Source organism: Gemmatimonadota bacterium, from assembly GCA_016712265.1.
Lineage (GTDB): Bacteria > Gemmatimonadota > Gemmatimonadetes > Gemmatimonadales > Gemmatimonadaceae > RBC101.
In genome coordinates this window covers 297,349-319,436 of record JADJRJ010000031.1, presented here as the reverse complement: position 1 = coordinate 319,436, position 22,088 = coordinate 297,349, and the positions used below count along the sequence as shown (strand labels likewise).

Genomic DNA, 22,088 nt, shown 5'->3' with positions numbered 1-22,088 from the left:
TTTACGCATGCGTAAACCGCGATCCGTTTCCGTCACCGAGGCCGCGAGGAACTTCGCGGACCTCGTCAACCGAGCCTATTACAAGGGCGAGACCATCGTGCTCCTCAAGAACGGGACACCGGTCGCCCAAATCACTCCTCCCGCGGGCGCGGAGGGAAAGTCGAAAGCCGACTTCCTGGCGGCGTGGGAACGTCGACCGCGGCTCTCGTCGGACGACGCCGACTCGTTCGCGCGGGCGATCGAAGCGGCGCGTGCCGAGCTTCTCCCACCACGTGATCCGTGGGCCTGATCCTCGAGACCTCGGTCCTTATCGAGGCTGAGCGCGATCGACTGCACCTGCCTGATCTGATGAACGCCTGGGTTGGTGAAGTCCATCTCGCCGCGGTGACAGTCGCGGAACTGTGGCAGGGGGTTGAGCGCGCGGTGCAGGAGCCGGTGCGCGATCGCCGGGAGGCATGGGTCGCCTCACTTTGTGAAGCCACCGATATCCTGCCGTACGACGCCGCCGTCGCGCGAGTGCATGCGCGGTTGTGGGGACGACTGTCGAGTCGCGGTATCGTCGTTGGGGCGTACGACATGCTGATCGCCGCAACTGCCGTCGCACACGAATACACCCTCGCGACGCTCAACGTGCGTGAGTTCTCGCGAATCCCGGAGCTTCGCTTACTCGATGTCCAGCCCTTCCGACGAGCATAAGCGACCCACAGGGCTGCGCCTGGGAACGCAGGCGCGCTCCCGTCCCTCAGTGGGTATGAACCTCGCTGCCGTGAGGTGTTTCGTTGACATGTGCTCCACATGCACGCATGTTCTCCACATGTCCAAGATGATTCAGATTCGGCATGTCCCGGACCAACTCCATCGGCGCCTCAAGGCGCGGGCGGCGGCCCATGGGCTCCCGCTCTCCGACTACCTCCGCGGCGAGCTGGAACGGGTGGGCGACCAGCTGACTCCCGCAGAGTTGCGGCAGGCGCTCGCCAGGCTTGAGCCCGTGGCTACCTCCGAAACAGCCGCCGACGCCGTACGAGCTGAGCGCGACGCTCGGTGATCGTTCTCGACGCCTCGGCAGTAATTGAACTGCTGCTCCGCTCGCCCCTGGGTGATCGCGTGGTGGATCGGATCTTCGAGCGGCCGACGGCGCTGCACGCACCCCACCTCGTGGACGTGGAAGTCGGCCAGGTGCTCCGGCGCTTCGAGGCACGGAACGAGTTGTCCACCGTGCGCGCCGCGTCGGCGCTGAGTCTACTGGACGTGCTGCCGATGCGCCGGCATCCTCATGCGCCGCTCATGGCACGCATTTGGTCCCTGCGCGCGAACCTCACCGCGTATGACGCGACCTACGTCGCCCTGGCGGAGGCACTGGGAGCCGTTCTGATCACGTGCGACGCGCGGCTCGGTCGCGCCCCGGGAGTGCGCGTGACGGTCGAGGTGTTGACGTAGGAGCCGCTGCGGCGTCCGGCTCACCTCGCCCACGAGAGCCAGGTCTCGCTCACGACACGCCCCTGATCGGGGACCCGAGCGATGTTCGCCAGATCCTTCAGCGTCACGTAGCGCACCTCGAGTTCACCATGCACGCGCGTGTCGACCGTGACTGGCTCGGGCACAACCACATAGTTGAGGCCACCCGGGTGCAGCTTCCGGAAAGTGGCCAGATTGCGAGCGTCGAAATCGGCGGCGGACCATTTGCATTCGATGGCAACCGGTGGCCGATCCCCACGACCCCCAAGTACGAAGTCCACCTCGTGGCCTTGCTTGGTGCGCCAGTAGTAGATATCCCGTGATTGACGGTGCGCGTGCAGTTCATTCAGCACGAGGTGTTCCCACAACACGCCACGATCCTCCGGACGCAGTGACGTCCATCCCTTGTGGTACGCCACGAACCCGGTGTCGAATCCGTAGACCCGCGGGGCGCTCACCAGCTCAACGTTTGCGTTGCGGGACCAGGGCCGCACCAGATGGGCGACAAAGGTCGCTTCGAGAACGCCGAGATAGTTGTGGATGGTCTGGCGACTCACCTCGCACGCCCGGGCAAAGCGCGTCGCCTCGAAGATCCCGCCGCTCGACGCAAGCACCAGCTCGAAGAGGCGCTGGAACGCGTGCCGGCGCTCCAATCGGAACAACTCCTGGATGTCGCGCGCCCAGTAGGCGTCGGTCCATTCCTGAAAGTCGCGCTCCGGGAAGACAGCCGCCTCGTGAAACGGCGGAAGGCCGCCGCGCAGCAGCCGATGCTCGAGCCCGCGGCTGCCGAACGGCTCTGCGTCAGCCTGCACCAGGGGGGTGAGCCAGACCTCGACTTTTCGACCAGTGAGGGTGTCCTTGAACTTCGATGATGCGCCGAGCGTCGATGAACCCGCGGCCAGGATGCGGACGTCAGGGAAGTGATCCGCCGCGATCTTGAGGAGCGCTGCCGGATCCGATAGCCGATGTACTTCATCGAGGACAACCGTCCTACCCCGAACGGACCTCAGGAAGGCCTCCGGGTCATCGATTTCGCGGCGCGCTGATGGGAGCTCACAATCGAGGTAGAGCGCACCAGCGCCTGTGCCATCCTCAAGCGACCGCGCGAGTGTCGTCTTGCCCACACGCCGCACACCGGTGAGCCAGACCAGGGAACGTGTTCCCCAGGCCTCCGAGACCTTCTTCTCCCAGAATGGTCGCTTGAACACGCCGATAGTTTAGCGTTTGGTACAACCAAGAGCAATTCTTGTAGCGTTTGGTACAGAACTGCGGGCTTGGCGCTCGCTGCCTAGAGATGGTCGTCGACAATTCTGACTAGTCTGACCATATTTCTCTGGCACGCTACCAGGGGGCGGATGCCCGAGGAGTACTCGCTGTACGAAGCCAAGGCCCGCCTCTCGGCCCTGGTCCGCCAGGTCCGGGAGGGTCATACCATCGTGATCACGGTCCACGGGGTGCCCGCCGCCGAGCTGCGCCCGATCGACCCTGAGCGGAAGCCGCAGTCGCTCGACGAGCGATTGGCGGAACTGCGGGCACTCGGGTTGATCCAGCCGGCGGCGATGAAGCCATCGGATCCCGCGACTTTCGCGCCTGTCGCGCACCGACCCGGAGCGCTGCAGCAGTTTCTGGAGGAACGCGATTGACGACCGCGTATGTCGACACGTCCATCGTCGTCGCGACCTTACTCGATGAACCTGGCGCGGATGTCATGAGGCAGCGCCTTGGGATGTTCGACGCCCTCGTGTCGTCCGCATTGATCGAGGCCGAGCTGTTCGCCACCCTGACACGCCAGCGCGTGGCCCTCTCCGCCCTGAACAAGGGAATAGTCGAGCTGGTCACCCCAGTGCGGGCGCTGACGAGCGAACTGCTCCGGGTCTACACCGCGGGGTATGTTCGCGGTGCCGATGCCTGGCACCTGGCCACGGCGTTATACGTGTCGCCGGACCCGTCCGCGCTGACATTCCTCACCCTGGACGCGGCGCAGGGCGAAGTGGCTCGCACGTTGGGGTTTGTCACCTGAGGGGGATCCCCCCCTGCGGACGCATGAATGAGGCGGTGCCGCGGCTCGCAGGGGGTGCGCAGGAGGCCGGCCTCCCGCACCCCCCATCCCGCTCACACCGCGCTAACGAGATACTGCACCGTCCACCGGCAGCCCGCTCGGCACCCGCCCGGGCGTGAGGATACCCAGCCGACGCGCCGCCGGATCGGTGAGCGTTCGCATGAACTCGGTCAACTGGTCGACCAGGTCCGCCGTGAGCACCACGCCGTTCAGCAGGGTGTCACGCGTCGCGAGGATGGCATCGGCGTTAGGCAGCAGGGTGCCACGGAGTGCGGGATGGAGAGACGAGGGATCGAACTCCCGCAACTTGCGATCGGACTCGCTGTAGTGGTCGATGAACCCACGCAACGAGAGGATGGCGCCATCGTGCCCCCAGGGGCCGGTGAGCTCGACATTGCGCAGCGGCGTGGTCCGGAAGCGATACTGGTCCCGCGGATCCCCCGTCACATTCATCCGCCCGAAGTCATCGCGACCGGAAGGTCCGTTCCCCTGCCCCGGGCCGAACTGCGCCACCGCCACGTTGTGCGACTCCCCGTCGCTGAAGGTGGGACCGTTGTGGCAGATCGAACACTTGAGGGTGAGAAAGGTGCGTGCCGCCGCGAGCTGTCGACCGGACAACGCCTGGTCGTCGCCGGCGAGGAAACGATCCCAGGGAGCCCCGGTAAAGGTGAGCCGATCCACAAAGAACCCGGCGATCGCATTCGATGCATGCGCGAAGGTGAGTTGCCCAAACGGCTTCCCGGGATACGCCTCGGCAAAGAGGCGACGGTACTCGGGAATCGCCCCAGGCGCACCATCAGGAGCGACCAGATTTGCTGCGGATCGTTGTCTGGTACCTGCGCCAGTTCGTTCCCCTGTGCCGCGCGCATCTCCGCCCGGTTGGTGACGGGGAACATGGCCAGCGCGGAGATGGGCCCGAACTCGAACGCGCTCCTCATCTCGGGGGTGATCGCCGCACCTGCCGGTGTGCGAATCGCGCCATCGGGTGCGGTCTCGATGCGGCCATCCCAAAACAGGGAACGCATGGCGCCGAGGTTGAAGAGCGGGGGCGCATTGCGCGGAATGAAGACGCCGCCGGGGTGTTGGCGCCCCGGTCCGAGGCCGAATCCGCCTTGCCCCACTGAGAGGCTGAGGCCGTCACGCGTGCCGAACGCCGGAAGGTGACAGGTGGCGCAGGAGATATCGCGATTCCCGCTCAAGATCTTGTCAAAGGCCAGCATGCGGCCGAGGTGTGAGAGCGCTGGCCGGACCCGTGGCGACGCCGGGAGGGGGCCGATGCCGCGTGCCACAGCCAGCTGTCTCACCTGGTCTGGTGTTGCCCCATTCACCGAGACGTCGGCACTGGCGCTCGCGGGGCCGAGCGGAATCCGAGCGCCGCCGTCGTCCACACATCCCACCATTCCCGCCCCAGCCAGGGCGATTCCCAGGGCCCGCATCACGATCCGCATTGTGGCTTCTCCGTTTCGAGTCGCTGGGGCCGCCGAATGGCGCGCCCCCGGTCCATTGAGAACGGAAAACGAGGGCGGAAGCCGACATCGGGCCCCGCGATGGGGCGCCGTGTGACGTCGCCCGGCCGGATGTTGGGGCGTTGGGCGAGCAACGGGGCCCGGACCAATCGGAATTTCACGGATGGGAATGGCGTGCGCCGCTCCGCGAGGGCGCGCAGATTGGGCGTGACCCCTCCCCCATACATGTCGCGTTCCCTCACCATCGCCCTGTGTCTCGCGGCCAGCGCCGCCCATGCGCAGCGCCTACCTACCCCGCTGCGCCAAGCGACCTCCGAAGGTGCACCCGCGGTGCGGCAGCCCATCACGCTCCGCGATGCCTCACGCAACGACCGCTGGCTCGGGCTCGGGCCCCGCGATGTCCGTTGGTCCCCGGATGGGGCTTGGCTGTACTTCCGCTGGAACGCCAAACCAGCGTCGAACGATGTGCCGGAACAGGATCCCTGGTTCCGGACCGATCGCGAGGGGCAGTTCGCGGAGTCCATTCCCGCGGCGGCGGGGGAAGTAATCCCCGGAGACAACATCACATGGAATGGCGCGCGCACACGGGCGGCGTGGTCTCTCGGTGGGAACGTCTTTCTCTGGGGCCCATCGACGCGTCGCGTGGCGTCGCTCGACGGCACGGTGAGCCAACTCCGCTGGGCCAGTGGCACCGCGCTCGACTTCATGGTGGGGGAGTCACTCTACCGCTACGACATCGAGGACGGGGCGCTGCAGGTGGTGGCAGCGCGGGTGACGGTGGATCGCCCCATTCGCACGGCAGCTGCGGAGCATTTGTCCGCGGAGGCGCAGGCGCTGTCGGCACAACTGCGCGAGAAGATGCGCCAGGGCGGGGTCCGCGCGGCCCTGGCGCGCGCGGGTCGTCCGATGCCGATCCCTGCGCCGAGTGGCACACGGGTGGAGAACATCCAGCTGACTCCTGATGGGAGTATGGTGACGTTCCGGTTGCGGACGATCGCCAGCAATCGCCCGCCGACGCGGTACATGGACTATGTGGACCCCAGCGGCTACTCGCGCGCGCTGGAGGCACGGGAGAAGGCGGGTGAGCCGCGCGATCGTTTCCGGTTAGGCGTCGTGGCGATGACCCCAGGGGTCGCCCCGGAGAGCGTGATGGTGCGTTGGGTGGACGGCCCGAGCGCGAGTACCGCTGGCACGACGCGGGGCCCAGCAACGCCTGTTGAGTCGACCATCCCCCACGGGCCGTACTGGAGTCCCGACGGGTCGCGCGCGCTCGTGCAGTTTGTCGGCGAGCATGACAAGGACCTGTGGATCACCGAACTGGACGCGGCCGCGGGTACCATGCGTGTACTGACCCACGACCACGACGACGCCTGGATTGGCGGACCGCCGATCCAGTCCAATAACACCGGCCCCACACTGTTGGAGTGGTTGGACGATGGATCGTTTGTCTTTGCGAGCGAGCGCGGGGGCTGGAGCCACCTGCATCGGATGGAGCCCAACGGGGTGATCCGGCAGCTCACGACGGGGCCGTGGGAAGTGCGCGGGGCCACGCTGTCGCCGGATCGCCGCACCTGGCTCCTGCAGGCCAGCGAGCAGGACGCAGCGACGGACCATCTCTACACCCTCCCGGCGGCCGGAGGCACCCTCACGCGCATCACGCCGGGTGGTGGCCGCAACGCCGGAACCTGGTCGCCGAGCGGTTCGCAGTTGGCCGTCTTGCGCAGCAGCTCAACGGAACTCCCGGACCTCTTCCTCATGCCAGCGGGCGGGGGGCTCGATCGCCGCATCACCACCAGCGGCACAGAGGCGCTGCTGTCCCGGCGGCTGGTGACTCCGCAAATCGTCTCGATCACCCACCCGGACGGCAAGCCGGTGTACGCCGCCCTGTACAAGCCCGCGCGCCCCAATCGCGAGCGGGCGGCGCTGCTCCACATCCATGGCGGAGGCTATCGGCAGTTTGCCCACCTGGGGTGGTCGGTGTATGGCTGGAGCGGACACCTGGGGCTTCTGCACCACTTCCTGGAGCAGGGGTATACGGTGCTGGACTTCGACTATCGGGGAAGTGCCGGCTTCGGCCGCGACTATCGCACGGACATCGCGTACTCCATGGGCGAGAAGGACGTCGACGGCGCGGTCGCGGCGGCGAAGTGGCTGGTGAAGACGCAAGGGATCGATTCGACGCGCATCGGGATCTACGGCGTCTCGTATGGCGGCTTCATGACGTTGATGTCGCAGTTCCGCTATCCGGGGATCTTTGCCGCCGGAGTCTCACGCGCGCCGGTGACGGACTGGGCGCACTACTCCGACGGCTGGACGTCGCGCATCCTGGGACAACCGCAGGTCGACTCGGTCGCATACCGCAAGTCGAGCCCGATCTACTTCGCCGAGGGGCTGAAGGATCACCTGCTGATCGAACACGGGCTCGTGGATGACAACGTGCACTTCCAGGACACGGCGCGCCTGGTGCAGCGGTTGCTCGAGCTGGAGAAGGAGTTCGAGGTGATGTACTACCCGATGGAGCCGCACGTGATCGAGACTGAGGTCGGGCGATACGACCAGTCGAAGCGTGCGGCGGCGTTCTTTGCGCGGTGGCTCTTGCGGCGGTAGCGCCCGACTTCGAGGCTGCGCCCCGCTAGTCTGCCCTGATCGCGCGCACGGGATTGATGCGCGTCACCCGACGCGCCGGAATCCACGCGGCCGCGATCGCCACGCCGATCAGGACGGCCGGCGCGACGACGAACGCGAGCGGGTCGCTCGCATTGACGCCATACAGCACACCGCTCAGCAGCCGGGCTGCCGCTGCTGACAGGGCCAGGCCGAGCACCGCGCCGATCCCCACCAGGCGCATCCCCCCGCCCATCATCAGCCGCACGACCTGTTCCGCATTCGCCCCGAGCGCCATGCGAATGCCAACCTCACGGGATCGCGTGGACACCGCGTAGCTCACGACGCCGAACAGTCCGATCGATGCCAGCAGCAACGCCAGGGTGCCGAACGCGGAGATCACCCAGGCGCCGAGCCGGTGCGGCAGCAGTGAGCCCGCCAGGTGCCGCTCCATGGTCTTTGCCTCCATCACGATCACGTCGGGGTCGAGCTTTCGCGCCACCTCCAGCACCGCCGGTATCATCGCTTCGGCGCGTCCCTGCGTGCGGGCCACGATCGTCATCCCGCTAATCGACGACTGCGCGAAGGCCAGGTACAGGAATGGTACGGGGTCCTCGCCCAGCGCCCGGATCTTCGAGTCCGCCGCCACACCAACGATCGTCAGCTCCCGTTCCCCGGTGCGAAAGGTCCGGCCGATCGCGCTCCCCCCCGGCATGAACTTGCGCACAAAGGCCTCGCTCACGATGGCCACGGGGTTGCCGTCGCTCCGGTCCGATTCATCGATGGCACGCCCCTCGACTACCCGCACCGCGGCCGCATCGAAGAACCCCGGAGTGACCCGCGCATGGTCGACCCCGTGGCCGGGCCGGCCGGGCGGCGGATCGATTCCCGGCACGGTCACAACCGCTGTCTGGTTGTTCAGCGCACTCAGCTGGAGGTCGTCTGTCAGGCCCACCGAAACCACCCCCGGAATCGCGGCTAGCTGTGTGCTCAGCTGCTCGAAGAAGATGCGCGCCTGCTCGAGGGTGCGACTCGTGGTCGGCACCTGCAACTGCGCCACCACCGCTGGCGCGGACCCGAAGCCGGGATCGATGTCGAGGCGAGCCCGGAAGCTCCGCAGGAAGAGCGCGGAGCCGACGAGCAGCACGAGGGACACGGCCACCTGCACGACCACCAGTGAGCCCCGCAGCGAGACGGCACGCCCACGCCCGGCGCCCACGCTTTCGTCCTTGATGGTCGAGGCCACATCCGGGCGCGTCGCCTGCAGCGCGGGTGCCAGCCCGAAGGCAAACCCGGCAATGCCGGTGAGGGCGAGGCTGAACCCGAGGACCAGTGGGTCGAGCGACAGGTCCAGCGAGATGGGGAGCGGCAGCGGCAGGTCGGCGTTGACCAACGCCTTGAGGAGCACGACCGCGAGCGCGAGGCCTGTGGCACCGCCAAGTGCGGAGAGCAGAACGGTCTCGGTCAAGAACTGGCGCACGAGGCGACCACGCCCGGCGCCAAGTGCCAACCGCACGGCGACTTCCCGTCGGCGATCGGCGGCCTGCGCCAGGAGGAAGCTCGCGAGGTTGGCGCACGCGATCAGCAGCACGAGCCCGACCACGACCATCATGAGGGCCGCGGCTGGCACGAGGACGCGGTCGATCATGGGATTCATGATGACGTCCGCCGAGGCCACCAGGGGAAGACTGTTCTCGCTCCCCCACTGGTCGGGGTAACTGGCCCGGAGCGAGCGCGCCAGGCGGTCCAGGACATTCGTCGCCTGCACCAGCGAAACACCCGGCTTGAGGCGCGCCTTGACGAAGACCGAGTTGTTGCCGCGCCGCTCCAGGTCGTTCCGGACCGCCGGATTCAACTGGTCCACCATCATGCGGGAGGCGTAGAACCCCGGGGACATCACGCGAAGGCCACCGCGGTACTCGCGCGGGCCGACGCCGACAATGGTGTACGGTTGCGCGTTGAGGCGAATGGTCTGGCCCACCACTCGGGGGTCGCTGCCATAGCTCCGCTGCCAGTACTCGTGCGAGATCACCACGACGGGGTGCGCCCCAGGCGCTACATCATCCGAGGGAAGCAGGGTGCGCCCCAGGGTCGGCCGGAGGCCCAGCATGGTGAAGTAGTTGCCCGTCACCAACTCACCGGTGATCGGCTCGAACGTCCCGTCCCGATCCACCTGGGCAATCGCGAGGCGGTAAGCGGCGACGGCGCTGAAGGCATCACCGGTTTGCTGCTCCAGGTCGCGCAGGTCGGGGAACGAGACCGGCCCGTGCGTGAAGCCGGCCATGGACTTGTAGACGTCCACGAGTTCCCCCGGGCGATCGAGGGGGACCTTGCGCACAGCGATCGCGTTGACGAGCGAGAAGATCGCGGTGTTCGCGCCAATGCCGATGCCGACGGAGACGATCGCGATGATCGTGAAGCCGGGGCGCTTGAGCAGGCGTCGCATCGCGACGCGGAGGTCCTGTCGAAGTCCTTCCATGACTGATCCCCTGATGTGTGGCAGGTTCCCGGGAAGTGCCGCCCGAGGTGGGGACCTACGTAGCGACTCCACCTGGCGTTTCCGCACCCCAGCGGCCCGACCGTCGGGTCCCATGGCGGTCTATCCCGGGGAGGAGATCACGTCGAGGCCGGCGGTGTGGCGGAAAAGAGGTGTGGTGCCAGCGACCCCGGAAACCGTGAGAGAAGCGAAGTGCTGGTGGCCCGGGTGAGGCCAATGAGGAGCAGCGTATCGCCGTCCAGGGAGAGGACAGCTCGCGGGGTCGCGCCAAGGACCCCGGGCTCGTCCGCCACCAGTGGCGTGAACTGGCAAGCCGTCAGGCGCCGGAGGCAGGGCGCCCTCGGCCCCCGAACGCAGTCGCTCGGCATGACCAGTGCCGATCCTTCCGGCGTGATCGCCCGGTGGTTGTTCGCAGTGGATCGTGAAACACACGCTTGTAATTCACGATAGGCCGTAATATAGTCAGCCTATGCGCCGCTACCTCCAGGCCCAGCTCGAGGCCGACCTTGCGGAGAAGATGGTCTTTCTCGGGGGGCCCCGTCAGGTCGGGAAGACCACCCTGGCGCGTACACTGCTGCGCGACGATGCGGGGTACCTCAATTGGGACATCCCCGCGCACCGCGAGCGTATCCTGCGGCGCGAACTGCCGGACACCGACACGTGGGTGTTCGACGAACTGCACAAGAACCGCCGGTGGCGCAACTACCTCAAGGGCCTCTACGACGAGTTCCGGCGCGAACGCCGCATCCTGGTGACGGGCAGCGCGCGGCTCGACCTCTACCGATTTGGTGGTGACTCCCTCCAGGGTCGCTACCACTTCCTGCGCTTGCATCCACTAAGCGTCGCCGAGCTCGGCATGACCTCGGCCGCGGACGTCGAGTCACTCCTGACGCTCGGCGGATTTCCAGAGCCCTTTCTCCGAGGCTCGGCCGCGCGGGCGCGGCGATGGTCGGTGGAATACCGCAATCGCCTGCTCCGGGAGGAGGTCACCTCCCTGGAAGCGGTGCGGGACCTCGGGGCGCTGGAGCAGCTGATGCTGGCCCTGCCGGAACGCGTCGGGAGTCCGCTCTCGCGCAATGCCCTCCGCGAAGACCTGCAGATCAATCACCAGACCGTCTCGCGCTGGCTGGACATCCTCGAACGCCTCTACGCGATTTTCCGCCTGCCGCCCTTCGGCGCGGCACGGCTGCGCGCGGTGAAGCAGGAGCAGAAGCACTACCACTACGACTGGAGCCTCGTCGTCGATGAGGGGCCGCGATTCGAGAATCTCGTGGCGTCACACCTGCTCAAGTGGGTCCATCACCAGTTTGATACCGAAGGGCGCGAACTCGAACTCCGCTACTTTCGCGATGTGGATGCGCGCGAGGTCGACTTCGTGGTCGTCGAACGTCGCCGACCGGTCCTGATGATCGAGGCCAAGCTCGCCCAGACCGCCGTCTCGCCGTCGCTCCGGTACCTCAAGGCGCGCTTCCCCAACGTGGACGCCTATCAGGTACACCTGCGCGGCGCCGACGCCCGGGTGACGGACGAGGGGATCAAGCTCTGGCCTGCCGCGAGGTTCCTGGCGACACTCGTCTGACCTGCACTCCGCGGCTGTTGCGCCCGTGCGGGTCAGCGACGCGCGGGGGGCGGGGCAGCGGCAGCGGCGGCAACCAACGCGCGAAAGCCGACGTCGGCGCTGTCGGCTTCGGTGGCGATCTCCTGGGCGCTGGCCATGACCTGCGCGAATCTCGACCCCGGCGGCGTGGCGTAATCGAGCGGCACCCCCGCTTCGAGCAACACGTGCGCCGTCGCCCAGTTCTCACGCTCTGCCTGGTGCGCGAGGGGTGACCACTCCTGTCGCGCGCTGCCGGTGTCTCGTGGGGTGCGTGTCACGCCATGGGCCAGGAGCACGCGCGCTGCTTCGGGGGTGAGGTAGTTGTCGAACAGCACCGAGCGCCCGTCGCTGTCGCGCTCGTCCGGCGAGAGCCCGGCCTCGAGCAACATCGCGAATGCAGCCGCGGCTGGTTCGCCCGTCACGCGAGCCAGCTTGGTGATCATCAGCTCCTCCGGTCCCGCGTCGTCGGGTCGCGGGACGGCGCCTGCCACCAACAGCTGCCGGAGTGGCCCGAGGTAGTCCATCGTGGCGCCGTACACCATCGCGTGATGGGTGGCGATGCCGAGCAATGACTGGCCGCGTTCGTCGCGGGCGGCGAGGTCCGGCTTTGTGGTTTGGATCAGGCTGTCGACGCGGTCGTGGTCTCCCATGACGATCGCCAGCGCGACCTCCTTCGTTGCCGCATCCGGAAAATCGTAGCGGACCACGGGCCCCGGCTTCGGGATGCCGCGCCGTGAGGGAAACAGCAGGGCGAGCCCCGATTCGCTCATGAAGAGCATGAGCACGACGAGCGGGACTGCGACGATGGCGCCCGCGATGATGAAGGCGATCCCTCGCCCGCTCGCGCGACCGCCCCACCAGAGCAGCACCGCCGCGACGATGGCGAGGACCGCGAGCAGCCCGCCGATGCCGCGGCCGAGCCCGCGCGTGGCGGCGTCGCCACCGTTACGGCCGAAGTAGAGGGCCGCCGCGCCGATGAGGTTGGCGACGACGAGGAGCCAGCCGAACGTACGCATGGGATGCTTAGGTGAGGGACTGCAACGCGCTCTTTAGTCGTTCGGCAATGAGGTGCAGCGTGGGACGGTCGGTGTTCTCCGGCAACGTGGGATACACCTGGAGGAGGCCGTCACTGAGCAGGCGCGGGTGGACGTGGATGTGCAGGTGTGGCACTTCCTGGAAGGCGGCGGGACCAATCGAGTGCCAGAGGGAGAGGCCGTCGTTGGGAAAGGCGACGCCGACGGCGCGTGTGATGCGAACGACGCTGTGCATGAGCGCCGCGCCCACCTCGGCGTCCAGGTGGCGCACGTCGGGGATGTGCACCTTCGGGATGACGAGGACGTGGCCGGGGTTGGCCTGGCGGAGGTCGACGAAGGCGAGGGTGTGCCCATCCTCGAGCACGATCGCGGCGGGCGCCCTCCGGGCGACGATCTCGCAGAAGACACACGCGTCGGCTGCAGTATTTGGAGAGTTCACGTGGCGCCGTCCACCGCTCCGGGTCCGGCGCGGAACCTATGGCCATCGTGGCCCCCCGGCCAGCGACTCGCCCGACCCGGCGGGAGGGTGTACAATCGAGCATGACCAACCGCCGCGACTTCCTCCGCCGCGCCGCCGTGGGCTCCACCGCCACCGCCGCCTCCCTGATCGCCTCGCGTGCCGCACTCGTACCGCCGCGCGAGATTCTGGAGTTGGCCCGCTCGGGACGCGGCCTCCCGACGCCTCCCGCCGGCTCGCCCGCCGCCGTCGCGCAGGACGAGGCGTACTGGCGCGAGGTCGCGGCGCAGTACGCCATCACCGACAAGGCGACCAACCTCGAGGCGGGCTACTGGGGGATGATGGCCAACCCGGTCCTGGCCGCGTACCACCGCCACGTGGACCGCGTGAACCGCGAGAACTCCTGGTTCGCACGGCGTGAGTTCCCTGCCCTCTCACAGGCGGCACGCCAGCGCGTGGCCACCGCCCTCGGCGTCGAAGCGGGCGAAATCGCCTGGGCGCGCAACGCCACCGAAGCGCTGCAATCGATCATTGGCCAGTACAACCAGCTGCAGGCCGGTGACAGTGTGCTGTACGCCGATCTCGACTATCCCGCGATGCAGATGGCGATGAACGCGCTCGCCGCGCGGCGTGGCGCCGCTGTCGCCACTTTGACCATTCCCGAACCCGCATCGCGCCAGGGAATCCTCGACGTGTACGCCAAGGCCCTCGAGGCGAATCCACGCACGCGTCTCCTGCTCCTCACGCACCCCAACAACAAGACGGGGCTGATGCTCCCGGTGCGCGAGATCGCCGACATGGCGCGCGCACGGAACGTTGACGTGGTGGTCGACACGGCGCATGCGTTCGGCCAGTTCCCGCTCTCGCTCCCCGACCTCGGCGTGCCGTTCGCCGCCGTGAACCTGCACAAATGGATGGGGGCCCCGATCGGCGTCGCCGCACTCTACATCCGCAAGGACGCGCTCGCCCGCATCGATCGCGCGCATGGCGACGACGGCCCGCTCGACCGGATCGACAGCCGCATACACACCGGCACGACTGACTTTGCCGCGATCATGACCGTGCCCGACGCCATGGACTTCCAGGATCGCATCGGCATTCCGCGCAAGGCGGCGCGGTTGCGCTACCTGCGCGATGCCTGGGTCGGTCCCGCACGCTCCATTGCCGGGGTGGACGTCCTCACGCCGGACGAACCGGGACTCGCCGGAGCGATCACCGGCTTCCGACTTCACGGCGACGGCTCGCGCGAACGCAATGTCGCGATCGCGCGGACGCTGCTCGACGAGTTCGGGATCTTCACCGTGGCACGATCGGGGCTGGCGAAGGGAGACTGCGTACGGGTTACGCCAGCGCTGTATTCGTCACCGGCCGATGCGGCGAAGCTGGTGGCAGCACTTCGGGTGATGGCCGCGCGTCGGGGGTGAACTGGAAGGGACCTCCATGCAGTGGTCAAAATAGTTTGACCATTGCGTCCCTTCGGCACAAGCACGGCCCCGCCTCACCTTTCCCCTCAAACCGTCAGAACCCGATGCCCTCCCCACGAACGATCATCTGCTTGAACGCGTCGCCGGGCTGGAGGTTGTGCAGCTGAGCGAAGCAGGCCGATAGGTCAACCCTCCGAGCACTGGCCTTGCCCATGGCCGGCCACGACCTACGCGCCCAGCCCTCGACGCTGAGCCAGGATGCGATCCAACGTCGCCCGGATCGTCGCAATGTTCTCGCCGGCCTCCTTGAACAGCGCGTCGCGCGTCATTTGTTCACGTGTCGGTCCGGCCTTGATGAGAATGTTGGCGCCCAATTCCTTCAGCCGAGCCTCCACTCGACCCAGGAGGGCCAGGAGCCAGGGAAGGCAATCGCGGTACGCGCGGAGCTGCCCCATCATCTCGGCCTGCTCGGCAGGGCTCGCGGCCGGCAGCTTCTCCTGAATCCGCTTGGCCTCGTCGTTCATGAAGCGCAGCATGTCCCCGCGAATCTTCCAGGCGAAATCGGACAGGAGCTGCGTACTTCCCCACAGCCCATCGCTGTAGGCCGGAATTGAGAGGTAGAGTTCGACTTCGGCGCGACATGGATCGTCAAACTCGGGAATCCCCATCTGGGCGCGGCCGGGCGTGGCCATTAGGGCCAGGGCGAGCGCGCCCAGGCAAGAGGATTTCATGGCAGCCTCCGAAGCACCACGCGTCGATTGGCGCGTCGCCCAGCCGGGGTGCGGTTGTCGCCGACCGGCATCCGCTCACCATGCCCCACCACGGTCAGTCGGCTCGATGAGAGTTGTTGTGCCACCAGCCAGGCGACCACGGAACGCGCGCGACGCTCGGACAACGCGAGATTGAACGCATCATCGCCCACGTCGTCCGTATGGCCCTCGACCTGCAATCGCAGGTCAGGGTGCTCGGTGAGCATCTTGCGGATCTCGTCGAGCACCGGCGTCGACTCGGGCAGGAGGCGATCGCTGTTGGTATCGAAGAGAATGCCCAGGGTGGAGACCTCGCCGCGGGCCGTCAGTGCCTTGTAGAGGTCATTGAGCCCGACCGCCACGACGATGTTGCGGATGTAGGTGGGCAGGCGTGGGTTGCCCGTCGACTCGAACTCGATCACCTTGCCGCGCGGAAAGTTCACCACGGGCACCTGGGCCGCGCGGTCCGGCCCTACATACATGATGCTGTACGCGCTATCCACTTGGAGCTTCACCGGCACCCAGCGATCCTGGATGCGCGGCATGTACAGGTTGGAGACGGCCGTGCCCTTCCGGTAGATCCCGGGCCGTCCGCCCACATACAAGTAGTCGAAGGGGTACCGCGCGATCGAGCCACGGGCCGTCGGGGCGAAGAAGACCTGGGTGTAGATGTTCGGGGCGGGAATGCGGATCTCGAACTCGAGCGAGAAGTCGGTCGGCAGGTCGGCCGGGAGCGCGATCCCGAACACGCTGGCACTGGACACCTCGAGCGCCCTGCTGCTGTCGATGTCAACGATCTGCATGTTCCCGCGCACGAACTGGAGTTGACTGGCCGGAAAGCGCCCGACGGGCTCCGCCGCGAAGTCGGTCGCGAACCAGACGCTGTCGCCCGGCCGAAAGTCGTAGTTGCGCCAGACCCCGGTGCCGGGCGCCATCGAGGACGCGGCCGTGTCCGATGCCGGGCGGGGTGGCGTGCGCTGCGCCGCCGCCGGGGCAGCAACGAGCAGGGCGAGGGTGCCACACAACCAGGATCGGCTCATGCGCCCCCCTTCGGCGCACCGGCACAGGCCGCCGGCGCTGTCGCGAAGAACATCCCGGCGGTCGTGATTTCCTGGAGCGTGAGTTCCTTCTTTAGGGCCTCAGCTGCTTCTTCCTGCTTGTCCATCGACGCAACCAGGAAGGCCAGCGCCTGCTCCGAGAGTTCGCTCCGCGCCCGGTCGCCGACACAGGCGCAGACGCCATCACCCATGTTGGTGGTCGTGCGACAGATCTCTGCCAGGCGGTCCGCGTTCGCGGCCTGTGGCGCCGCACCTCCACACGCCAGACAGGCGACGATCCACCACGTTCCTCTGCCAACCGTTGCCACCGCGCGCTCCTGAAGGGGATGCGGCAATCTCCATGGGGCGCGGACCCGGGACCATCGCCGGATCCGGGTAGGTGATCAACCCGGAGGATCGACGAGGCGCTGTTCGAACGCGCGGCGCACCGCCCCCGCGCGCGTGGTCACCTGGAGCTTCCGATAGATGTTCTTGACGTGCGTCCGGACCGTATGCGGACTGATCCCGAGCCCCACCGCAATCGCGGCCTCGGTCTTTCCCGTCACGATGTGCTCCAGCAGCTCTCGCTCCCGGGCGGACAGCGGCACCGTCTCCTCCGGGGGAACCGACGGCCGCTCCGGAGCGTCGACGGCCAGCCGCAGGAGGCGTCGGGCGATCGATCGGGACAGGGGCACGCCGCCCGCATGTACCTCCGCAATCGCGGCGGCGAGCTGGTCCACCGGCGTGTCCTTCAGCAGGTACCCGGAGGCGCCGGCCCGGATCGCCTGCAACACATGGGCGTCGTCCTCGAACACCGTCAGCATGAGGATGCCCAGGTCGGGGAACGTGTCGGTGAGGTGCCGAGCGACCTCGATGCCGGTGGCCTCCCGGAGTCCGATGTCAATGAGGGCGACGTCGGCGCTCGTGGGCGCATTGTCGAGTTGGGCATACAGCGCCCGCGCGGTCGCGAAGGCGCCGGCCACCACGACGGACGGTGCAAACGCGAGTCGTTGCGCCAGCCGATGGCGAAAGGCTGGATCATCGTCAAGCAACAGCACGCGGATGGCCACCGCTCACCTCCGGTGTGGAAGTCTCTCCCGCGACGCCATGCGGGTCCATCCCCGAAACCGGTGACCCGGTGGCGCATGATTCACGGTGGCGACGGCGGGGTGACGACGGTGACGCACGTCCCACCAGCGTCGCCCGGGCCCCACGTGAAGCTGGCCCCGAGGTGGGCCGCGCGTGCAGCCATCCCACGGACCCCGAATCCCCCGCCATCCGCCGACGCCGCGACCGCGTGCTGGCCATCGTCGCGGATCGTCAACGCGAGACGGTGATCTTCACGCGCCTCAACCACGACCTCAATGCGAGATGCCTGTGCATGCTTCAGGGCATTGGTGACGGCCTCCTGCGCGATGCGAAACAGGTGCATCGCCTCGGCCGACGTCAGCGCGCGGTCCCGGGCGATCGCCGGCCGGACCGTCACCGCCGGACGCGCCTGATAGCGCTGGCGGCGCTCCACCGCTTCTGCGATGTAGTCCGCCAGCCCACTGGCCGTGAGTCCCGAGGTCCCAAGGGACCAGACGGCCTCGCGCAGGTGGTTCAACGTCTCCCGGGCATCGCCGGCCAGCGACTGGAGGTGCCGCGCCGCCACCTCGTGCTGCCCGCTCGCTTCGGACAGCTGGGCGAGCTCGATCCCGGACATCAGCGTGGCGAGCTGCCCGCCCACGTGGTCGTGCAGGTCGGCGGCGATCCGTTCGCGCTCACCCTGTACCCGTCGCTCGACCTCCAGGTGGCGGATCCGTTCGCGCAGCCGGCGGGTCGCCACGCGCCGCACCGAGACGACCGTCGCCCATAGCGCCAGCGCGACTGCGGCGAGGCGAAACCACCAGCTCACCCACCAGGGCGCGGCCACGATCACCGGCAGCCGGAGCACACTCTCGGCCAGGCCATCGGTTGTGGCCCGCACCTCGAAGTCGTACCGTCCGGGCGCGAGGCGTGGATACCGGACGCGACGCTCGGGGTCGGCCGTCACCCATGCGTCATCGACCTTGTCCAGACGATAGCGATACTGCACCCGCCGCGCATCCGTGGCGCCCAGGGCGGCAAACTCCAGCGCCAGGCCGCGCTGTCCCGGCGCGAGGCGCACCGCGGCCAGCCCGTGGGTCGGGATCGCCGTGGCGCCGTCCGGTCCCAGCCGCTCGGCGGCCACGATCCGCACCGGAGGAGGCACCGGGTTGTCACGCAGCCGTGACGCGACAAACTCGATGATGCCGCCCATGCCACCGACGGAGACGGTGTCACCGGCGATCGCCACCGCGCGCCGGTTGAACTCGCGAATCGAGATCCCGTCCGCCGCGGTAAACGTGCGCGACGTGTAGCCTCCGGGCGACGGCCGCAAGCGCACCAGCCCGGCCTCCGTGGTCATCCAGTGCGAGCCCGTCGCATCGCGTGCGAGCGCGTACACCGTGCGCGCACGCACCCCCTGCGCCGCGCCGAGGGCGACCAGGTGACCCGTCGCGGGATCCACCTGGTACAGGCCCCGGTCCCCACCGGCGAGGAAACGTTGATCAGCGGCCTCCGCGAGGGCCCAGAAACCCTCGCTCCCGCGCAGGGATGGCGCGTCGCCCGTGGCCACACGACGCACCTCACGGGAGGCCAGGGTCACAACGTATACGTTGCTGTTGGAAGTCCCCACGAGGAGTCGACCGCCCGAGGCGAGGGCCAGCCCCTCCACCCGCGCCGCTGGCGGCTCGGCAGCAAGGGCGTGGTAGGTGACGGCCGCTCCACGCACCGAGTACAACCCGCCGCTGCTCCCCACCCACAGCGTCCCGGACGCGTCGACGACGAGGGCATGGACCGCCGGTGGCGGCTTCCCATCCGAACGAAGCCCCACGGAGCGCGCAAGCGAGGTCCGGGAATCCCACAGGCAGAGACCACGGGAGGTGCCAATCCAGAGTTGCTCCGCGCGCCACGCGAGGGACCACACGTCGCGCCCGCATGGCGTGTCGGGTACCCGCGCCCCGGTGCCGCCATCGGCGCGCACGACGCCGGAGCCCAGGGCACCAACCCACAGTCGTCCTCGTGGATCGCGCGCGACAGCCATGACCGCGGCCGGCCTCGTCGTCGAGCCCGCCGTCATCGGCTCGGCTCGAAACGGGTTGCGATACGGATCAACGTGCAGCAGTCCGCGTCCCCCGGCGATCCACGTAACCCCGCGGGGGTCCTCGGCAACAAACCATGCCGGCTGTTCCAGTCCCGTCGGTGACCACACGGTTCTTCCAGCGAACCCCTGCGGCGTGAGCCGGAGCTGGACCACACTCCGTTCGCCCGCGACCCAGATCGACCCGTCAGCCGCCGGTCGCACCTGGAGGACCGGTGCCACGGCAAGGCCGGCGCTCGCCGTGAGATCCACGACGTCGCGGCGCATGGGGTGGAAGGAGCCGATGCCTCGCTCATGGCCAACCCAAAGCGCGCCGGCCGCATCCTGGTAGCCTAACACCGGCAAGCGCCACGGCAGCTGCTGCCACTGCATCGGATGGCGCCCATCGGTCACCCCGAGTCGTCCCGAGGCGGTGGTGACCCAGAACCGTCGATCGGCCGTTTGCAGGACCCCCCAGACCGGGTCCTCGCTTCCCGGCGTACTGTCCAGCTGCACCAGGCGAACCAGCGAGTCACCTCGCGGGTCGTACGCGAAGATCCCGGTGGCGGCCGCGACGATGACGCGGCGGTCGTGGTCGAGCAGCAGTTCGCGGGCCACCACGGGATAGTGATGAAACCGACCGGTGGTGCGATCGAACCGGTCCAGCGACGACTCGGTCCGGATCCAGAGGTTCCCTGTCGGATCCTCCAGCAGGCGACGCACCGTGTTGTTCGCGAGCGAGGTGGAATCACGCGGGTCGTGCCGCCAGGTGGTGGTACGGTACCCATCGAAGCGGACCAGGCCGTCGTTGGTCCCACTCCAGAGGAATCCGGCCGCGTCGGCCATCACGACAAAGGTGACGCGTTCGCTGAGCGCCCCGGCGTCGGTCAGGGGAACGGCGCGAAGCAGATCGGACGACGGCACGCCCTGTGCGGGCAAGGCCCTGATGGCCAGCAGCGTTCCCAATCCGGCGCCTTGCAGACCGGCTGCGAGGAGCCGCCGCAACGCGCCACGCCGCGCTCGGCGGCTCACGAGGCCACAAGCACCCGTCAGGGTACCCGCACGCGATCGAACTCCGCGAGCCCTTCGACCGTGATGGTGTTGACCCTGGCACCGCTGTCCAGCGAGAAGCTCACCCACGCCGTGTCACCCAGCAGCAGCCCGGACGCACGCGCGTTGAACGTGTCGTAATGGAAGTGCTGCAACCTGAGGTCGATCTCCGGGCCGTGGCGCACCCGCAGGGCGCCGTCCTCCAGGGTGACCACCACGTCCCCATACATCTCATGGCGATAGGTGCCCGCATAGTCGGTGAGTGGCCGCGACGGCTGCGTGTTCGCCACCCGCGCATCGAGCCGCGTCTTTGCCTGCTCCGCAGCCTGGGCCTCTCCCTTGCGCATCTCGGCGAGTGCGATCGCACTCCAGTCGCGTTTTGGTCCACCGAGCAGGTCGACGAGGATCTTCTGACCAAGTGCAGTATACAGCGCGTTGTGGCCACTCACGTTGGTGAGCACCACGACACCGAGCTTGCGCTCGGGGACCATCGCGACGAACGAGAGCATGCCGTCGATCCCGCCGGTGTGCTGGAGGACCTTCACCCCCAGCATGTCGTTGAGGCCGATACCGAGTCCGTAAAGGGAGAAGTGCCGGCCAAGTCCAAGGGTGTCGGTGACGACCCGGGTGGGGATGGAGTGTGGGCCGGTGATGTCGGCGAGTGTCCGGGGCTTGAGCAGGGTATCGGCGCCATGGACGCCGCGGGCGAGGATGAAACGCATCCACTTCGCCATGTCCTGCACATTGGAGGTGATCGACCCGGCAGCGCCGGCGTTGTCGATCTCGCGCCAGGGGATCACCTGCGGGCGGGGGATGTCACCCGACAGTTCGTGCGGCATGGCGACGTTGGACTGCGCCTTGAGTTGTGCCATCGCGGTGCGCGAATCGGTCATCCCGAGCGGCGAGAAGATCCGCCGGGCGATCACGTCGTCCCACGACATGCCGGCCGCGGCGGCGATAGCCTGCCCCGCCGTGATGAACATCAGGTTCTGGTAGCCGTACTCCGTGCGGAATGAGGAGTTCGGTGGCAGGTGCCTGACGAGTCGGACGAGGTCATCGCGGGAGCGTCCCGTGCCATACCACAGGGGATCCCCGCGACGCCCGAGGCCGCTGCGATGCGACATGGCATCGCGCAGGGTGAACTCGCGGGTGACCCACGGATCATAGAGCTGGAACCAGGGGAGGTGCTTCGTGACCTTGTCGTCCAGCGAGAGCTTGCCATCGTCGGCGAGCATGGCGGCGGCCACGGCAGTGAAGAACTTGCTGTTCGAACCAATCGCGAAGATGGTCTTGTCGTCGACCGGGTCGGGCTTGCCAACCTCGCGGACGCCGAAGCCCTTGGCGTAGACCACGCGGTCGTCCTTGACGATCCCGACGGCGACGCCGGCACCGCGCCATTCCGACAACGCCTTCGGAATGTAGGTGTCAAGGTCGCGGCCGATGGCCGTGATGTCCTGCGCGGCGAGGGGGGCCGCGAGGAGGACGGAGGCGATGAGGGTGCGCATGCCGTGATGCTG

The 22,088-nt window shown here is 67.9% G+C and carries 22 protein-coding genes; 9 read left to right on the top strand and 13 right to left on the bottom strand.

All coding sequences use genetic code 11. The annotated features are described in order from the left end of the window. The first annotated feature begins 7 nt into the window (after window positions 1-7). From IPK85_22395 to IPK85_22380, 4 genes are all read left to right on the top strand, one after another. The gene (locus IPK85_22395; protein MBK8250117.1) at window positions 8-289 is read left to right on the top strand and encodes a type II toxin-antitoxin system prevent-host-death family antitoxin; all 282 of its coding nucleotides are present in this window, start codon (window positions 8-10) and stop codon (window positions 287-289) included. Next, window positions 280-696, top strand: a complete 417-nt coding sequence (locus IPK85_22390; GenBank protein MBK8250116.1) for a PIN domain-containing protein — start codon at window positions 280-282, stop codon at window positions 694-696. The genes IPK85_22395 and IPK85_22390 overlap by 10 nt, the downstream gene beginning before the upstream one ends. 118 nt (window positions 697-814) lie before the next feature. Further along, complete coding sequence (locus tag IPK85_22385) at window positions 815-1,045, top strand: hypothetical protein (GenBank protein ID MBK8250115.1); 231 nt, start codon at window positions 815-817, stop codon at window positions 1,043-1,045. Beyond that, window positions 1,042-1,437, top strand: coding sequence for a type II toxin-antitoxin system VapC family toxin (locus IPK85_22380; GenBank protein MBK8250114.1), 396 nt, complete (start codon window positions 1,042-1,044; stop codon window positions 1,435-1,437). Before IPK85_22385 ends, IPK85_22380 begins: the two co-directional genes overlap by 4 nt. Before the next feature lie 20 nt (window positions 1,438-1,457). Here IPK85_22380 and IPK85_22375 read toward each other — a convergent pair whose 3' ends face one another. Continuing rightward, on the bottom strand, window positions 1,458-2,663 hold the full coding sequence (locus tag IPK85_22375; protein MBK8250113.1) for an ATP-binding protein: 1,206 nt from the start codon (window positions 2,661-2,663) through the stop codon (window positions 1,458-1,460). Between the two features lie 147 nt (window positions 2,664-2,810). Between IPK85_22375 and IPK85_22370 the strand changes: the two genes are divergently transcribed. Beyond that, window positions 2,811-3,098, top strand: a complete 288-nt coding sequence (locus IPK85_22370; protein ID MBK8250112.1) for a type II toxin-antitoxin system prevent-host-death family antitoxin — start codon at window positions 2,811-2,813, stop codon at window positions 3,096-3,098. Beyond that, window positions 3,095-3,475 carry a type II toxin-antitoxin system VapC family toxin gene (locus tag IPK85_22365; protein MBK8250111.1) on the top strand — a complete coding sequence of 127 codons (381 nt, stop codon included), beginning with the start codon at window positions 3,095-3,097 and terminating at the stop codon, window positions 3,473-3,475. Before IPK85_22370 ends, IPK85_22365 begins: the two co-directional genes overlap by 4 nt. A 102-nt stretch (window positions 3,476-3,577) precedes the next feature. Here IPK85_22365 and IPK85_22360 read toward each other — a convergent pair whose 3' ends face one another. Further along, window positions 3,578-3,961 (bottom strand): hypothetical protein, encoded by a 384-nt coding sequence (locus IPK85_22360; protein MBK8250110.1) that lies wholly within the window; start codon window positions 3,959-3,961, stop codon window positions 3,578-3,580. A gap of 2 nt (window positions 3,962-3,963) precedes the next feature. Next, window positions 3,964-4,962 (bottom strand): cytochrome-c peroxidase, encoded by a 999-nt coding sequence (locus IPK85_22355; GenBank protein MBK8250109.1) that lies wholly within the window; start codon window positions 4,960-4,962, stop codon window positions 3,964-3,966. A 243-nt stretch (window positions 4,963-5,205) separates the two neighbouring features. Here IPK85_22355 and IPK85_22350 point away from each other — a divergent pair, with 243 nt between their 5' ends. Next, window positions 5,206-7,587 (top strand): S9 family peptidase, encoded by a 2,382-nt coding sequence (locus IPK85_22350; protein ID MBK8250108.1) that lies wholly within the window; start codon window positions 5,206-5,208, stop codon window positions 7,585-7,587. 25 nt (window positions 7,588-7,612) lie between these two features. Here IPK85_22350 and IPK85_22345 read toward each other — a convergent pair whose 3' ends face one another. Continuing rightward, the gene (locus tag IPK85_22345; protein MBK8250107.1) at window positions 7,613-10,063 is read right to left on the bottom strand and encodes an ABC transporter permease; all 2,451 of its coding nucleotides are present in this window, start codon (window positions 10,061-10,063) and stop codon (window positions 7,613-7,615) included. A gap of 137 nt (window positions 10,064-10,200) precedes the next feature. Beyond that, on the bottom strand, window positions 10,201-10,449 hold the full coding sequence (locus IPK85_22340; protein ID MBK8250106.1) for a hypothetical protein: 249 nt from the start codon (window positions 10,447-10,449) through the stop codon (window positions 10,201-10,203). A 101-nt stretch (window positions 10,450-10,550) separates the two neighbouring features. Here IPK85_22340 and IPK85_22335 point away from each other — a divergent pair, with 101 nt between their 5' ends. Further along, window positions 10,551-11,660, top strand: coding sequence for an ATP-binding protein (locus IPK85_22335; GenBank protein MBK8250105.1), 1,110 nt, complete (start codon window positions 10,551-10,553; stop codon window positions 11,658-11,660). A gap of 32 nt (window positions 11,661-11,692) precedes the next feature. On the opposite strand, the gene IPK85_22330 is transcribed toward IPK85_22335, so the two are convergent. Both IPK85_22330 and IPK85_22325 read right to left on the bottom strand, forming a co-directional pair. Further along, the gene (locus IPK85_22330; GenBank protein MBK8250104.1) at window positions 11,693-12,694 is read right to left on the bottom strand and encodes a hypothetical protein; all 1,002 of its coding nucleotides are present in this window, start codon (window positions 12,692-12,694) and stop codon (window positions 11,693-11,695) included. Between the two features lie 7 nt (window positions 12,695-12,701). Next, a complete protein-coding gene (locus tag IPK85_22325) occupies window positions 12,702-13,151 on the bottom strand; it encodes an HIT domain-containing protein (GenBank protein ID MBK8250103.1) in 450 nt (149 codons plus the stop codon). Between the two features lie 38 nt (window positions 13,152-13,189). Between IPK85_22325 and IPK85_22320 the strand changes: the two genes are divergently transcribed. After that, complete coding sequence (locus tag IPK85_22320; protein ID MBK8250102.1) at window positions 13,190-14,593, top strand: aminotransferase class V-fold PLP-dependent enzyme; 1,404 nt, start codon at window positions 13,190-13,192, stop codon at window positions 14,591-14,593. A 227-nt stretch (window positions 14,594-14,820) separates the two neighbouring features. Here the strand turns inward: IPK85_22320 and IPK85_22315 are convergent, their stop codons facing one another. From IPK85_22315 to IPK85_22290, 6 genes are all read right to left on the bottom strand, one after another. Further along, on the bottom strand, window positions 14,821-15,324 hold the full coding sequence (locus tag IPK85_22315; GenBank protein ID MBK8250101.1) for a hypothetical protein: 504 nt from the start codon (window positions 15,322-15,324) through the stop codon (window positions 14,821-14,823). Continuing rightward, window positions 15,321-16,382 (bottom strand): OmpA family protein, encoded by a 1,062-nt coding sequence (locus IPK85_22310; GenBank protein MBK8250100.1) that lies wholly within the window; start codon window positions 16,380-16,382, stop codon window positions 15,321-15,323. Before IPK85_22310 ends, IPK85_22315 begins: the two co-directional genes overlap by 4 nt. Next, window positions 16,379-16,708 (bottom strand): hypothetical protein, encoded by a 330-nt coding sequence (locus tag IPK85_22305; protein ID MBK8250099.1) that lies wholly within the window; start codon window positions 16,706-16,708, stop codon window positions 16,379-16,381. Before IPK85_22305 ends, IPK85_22310 begins: the two co-directional genes overlap by 4 nt. Before the next feature lie 75 nt (window positions 16,709-16,783). Next, window positions 16,784-17,449: a response regulator transcription factor gene (locus IPK85_22300; GenBank protein ID MBK8250098.1), complete on the bottom strand. Its 666-nt coding sequence runs from the start codon at window positions 17,447-17,449 to the stop codon at window positions 16,784-16,786. Between the two features lie 80 nt (window positions 17,450-17,529). Then, the gene (locus tag IPK85_22295) at window positions 17,530-20,553 is read right to left on the bottom strand and encodes a hypothetical protein (protein MBK8250097.1); all 3,024 of its coding nucleotides are present in this window, start codon (window positions 20,551-20,553) and stop codon (window positions 17,530-17,532) included. Between the two features lie 17 nt (window positions 20,554-20,570). Next, the gene (locus IPK85_22290) at window positions 20,571-22,076 is read right to left on the bottom strand and encodes a serine hydrolase (GenBank protein MBK8250096.1); all 1,506 of its coding nucleotides are present in this window, start codon (window positions 22,074-22,076) and stop codon (window positions 20,571-20,573) included. Window positions 22,077-22,088: the final 12 nt, after the last annotated feature.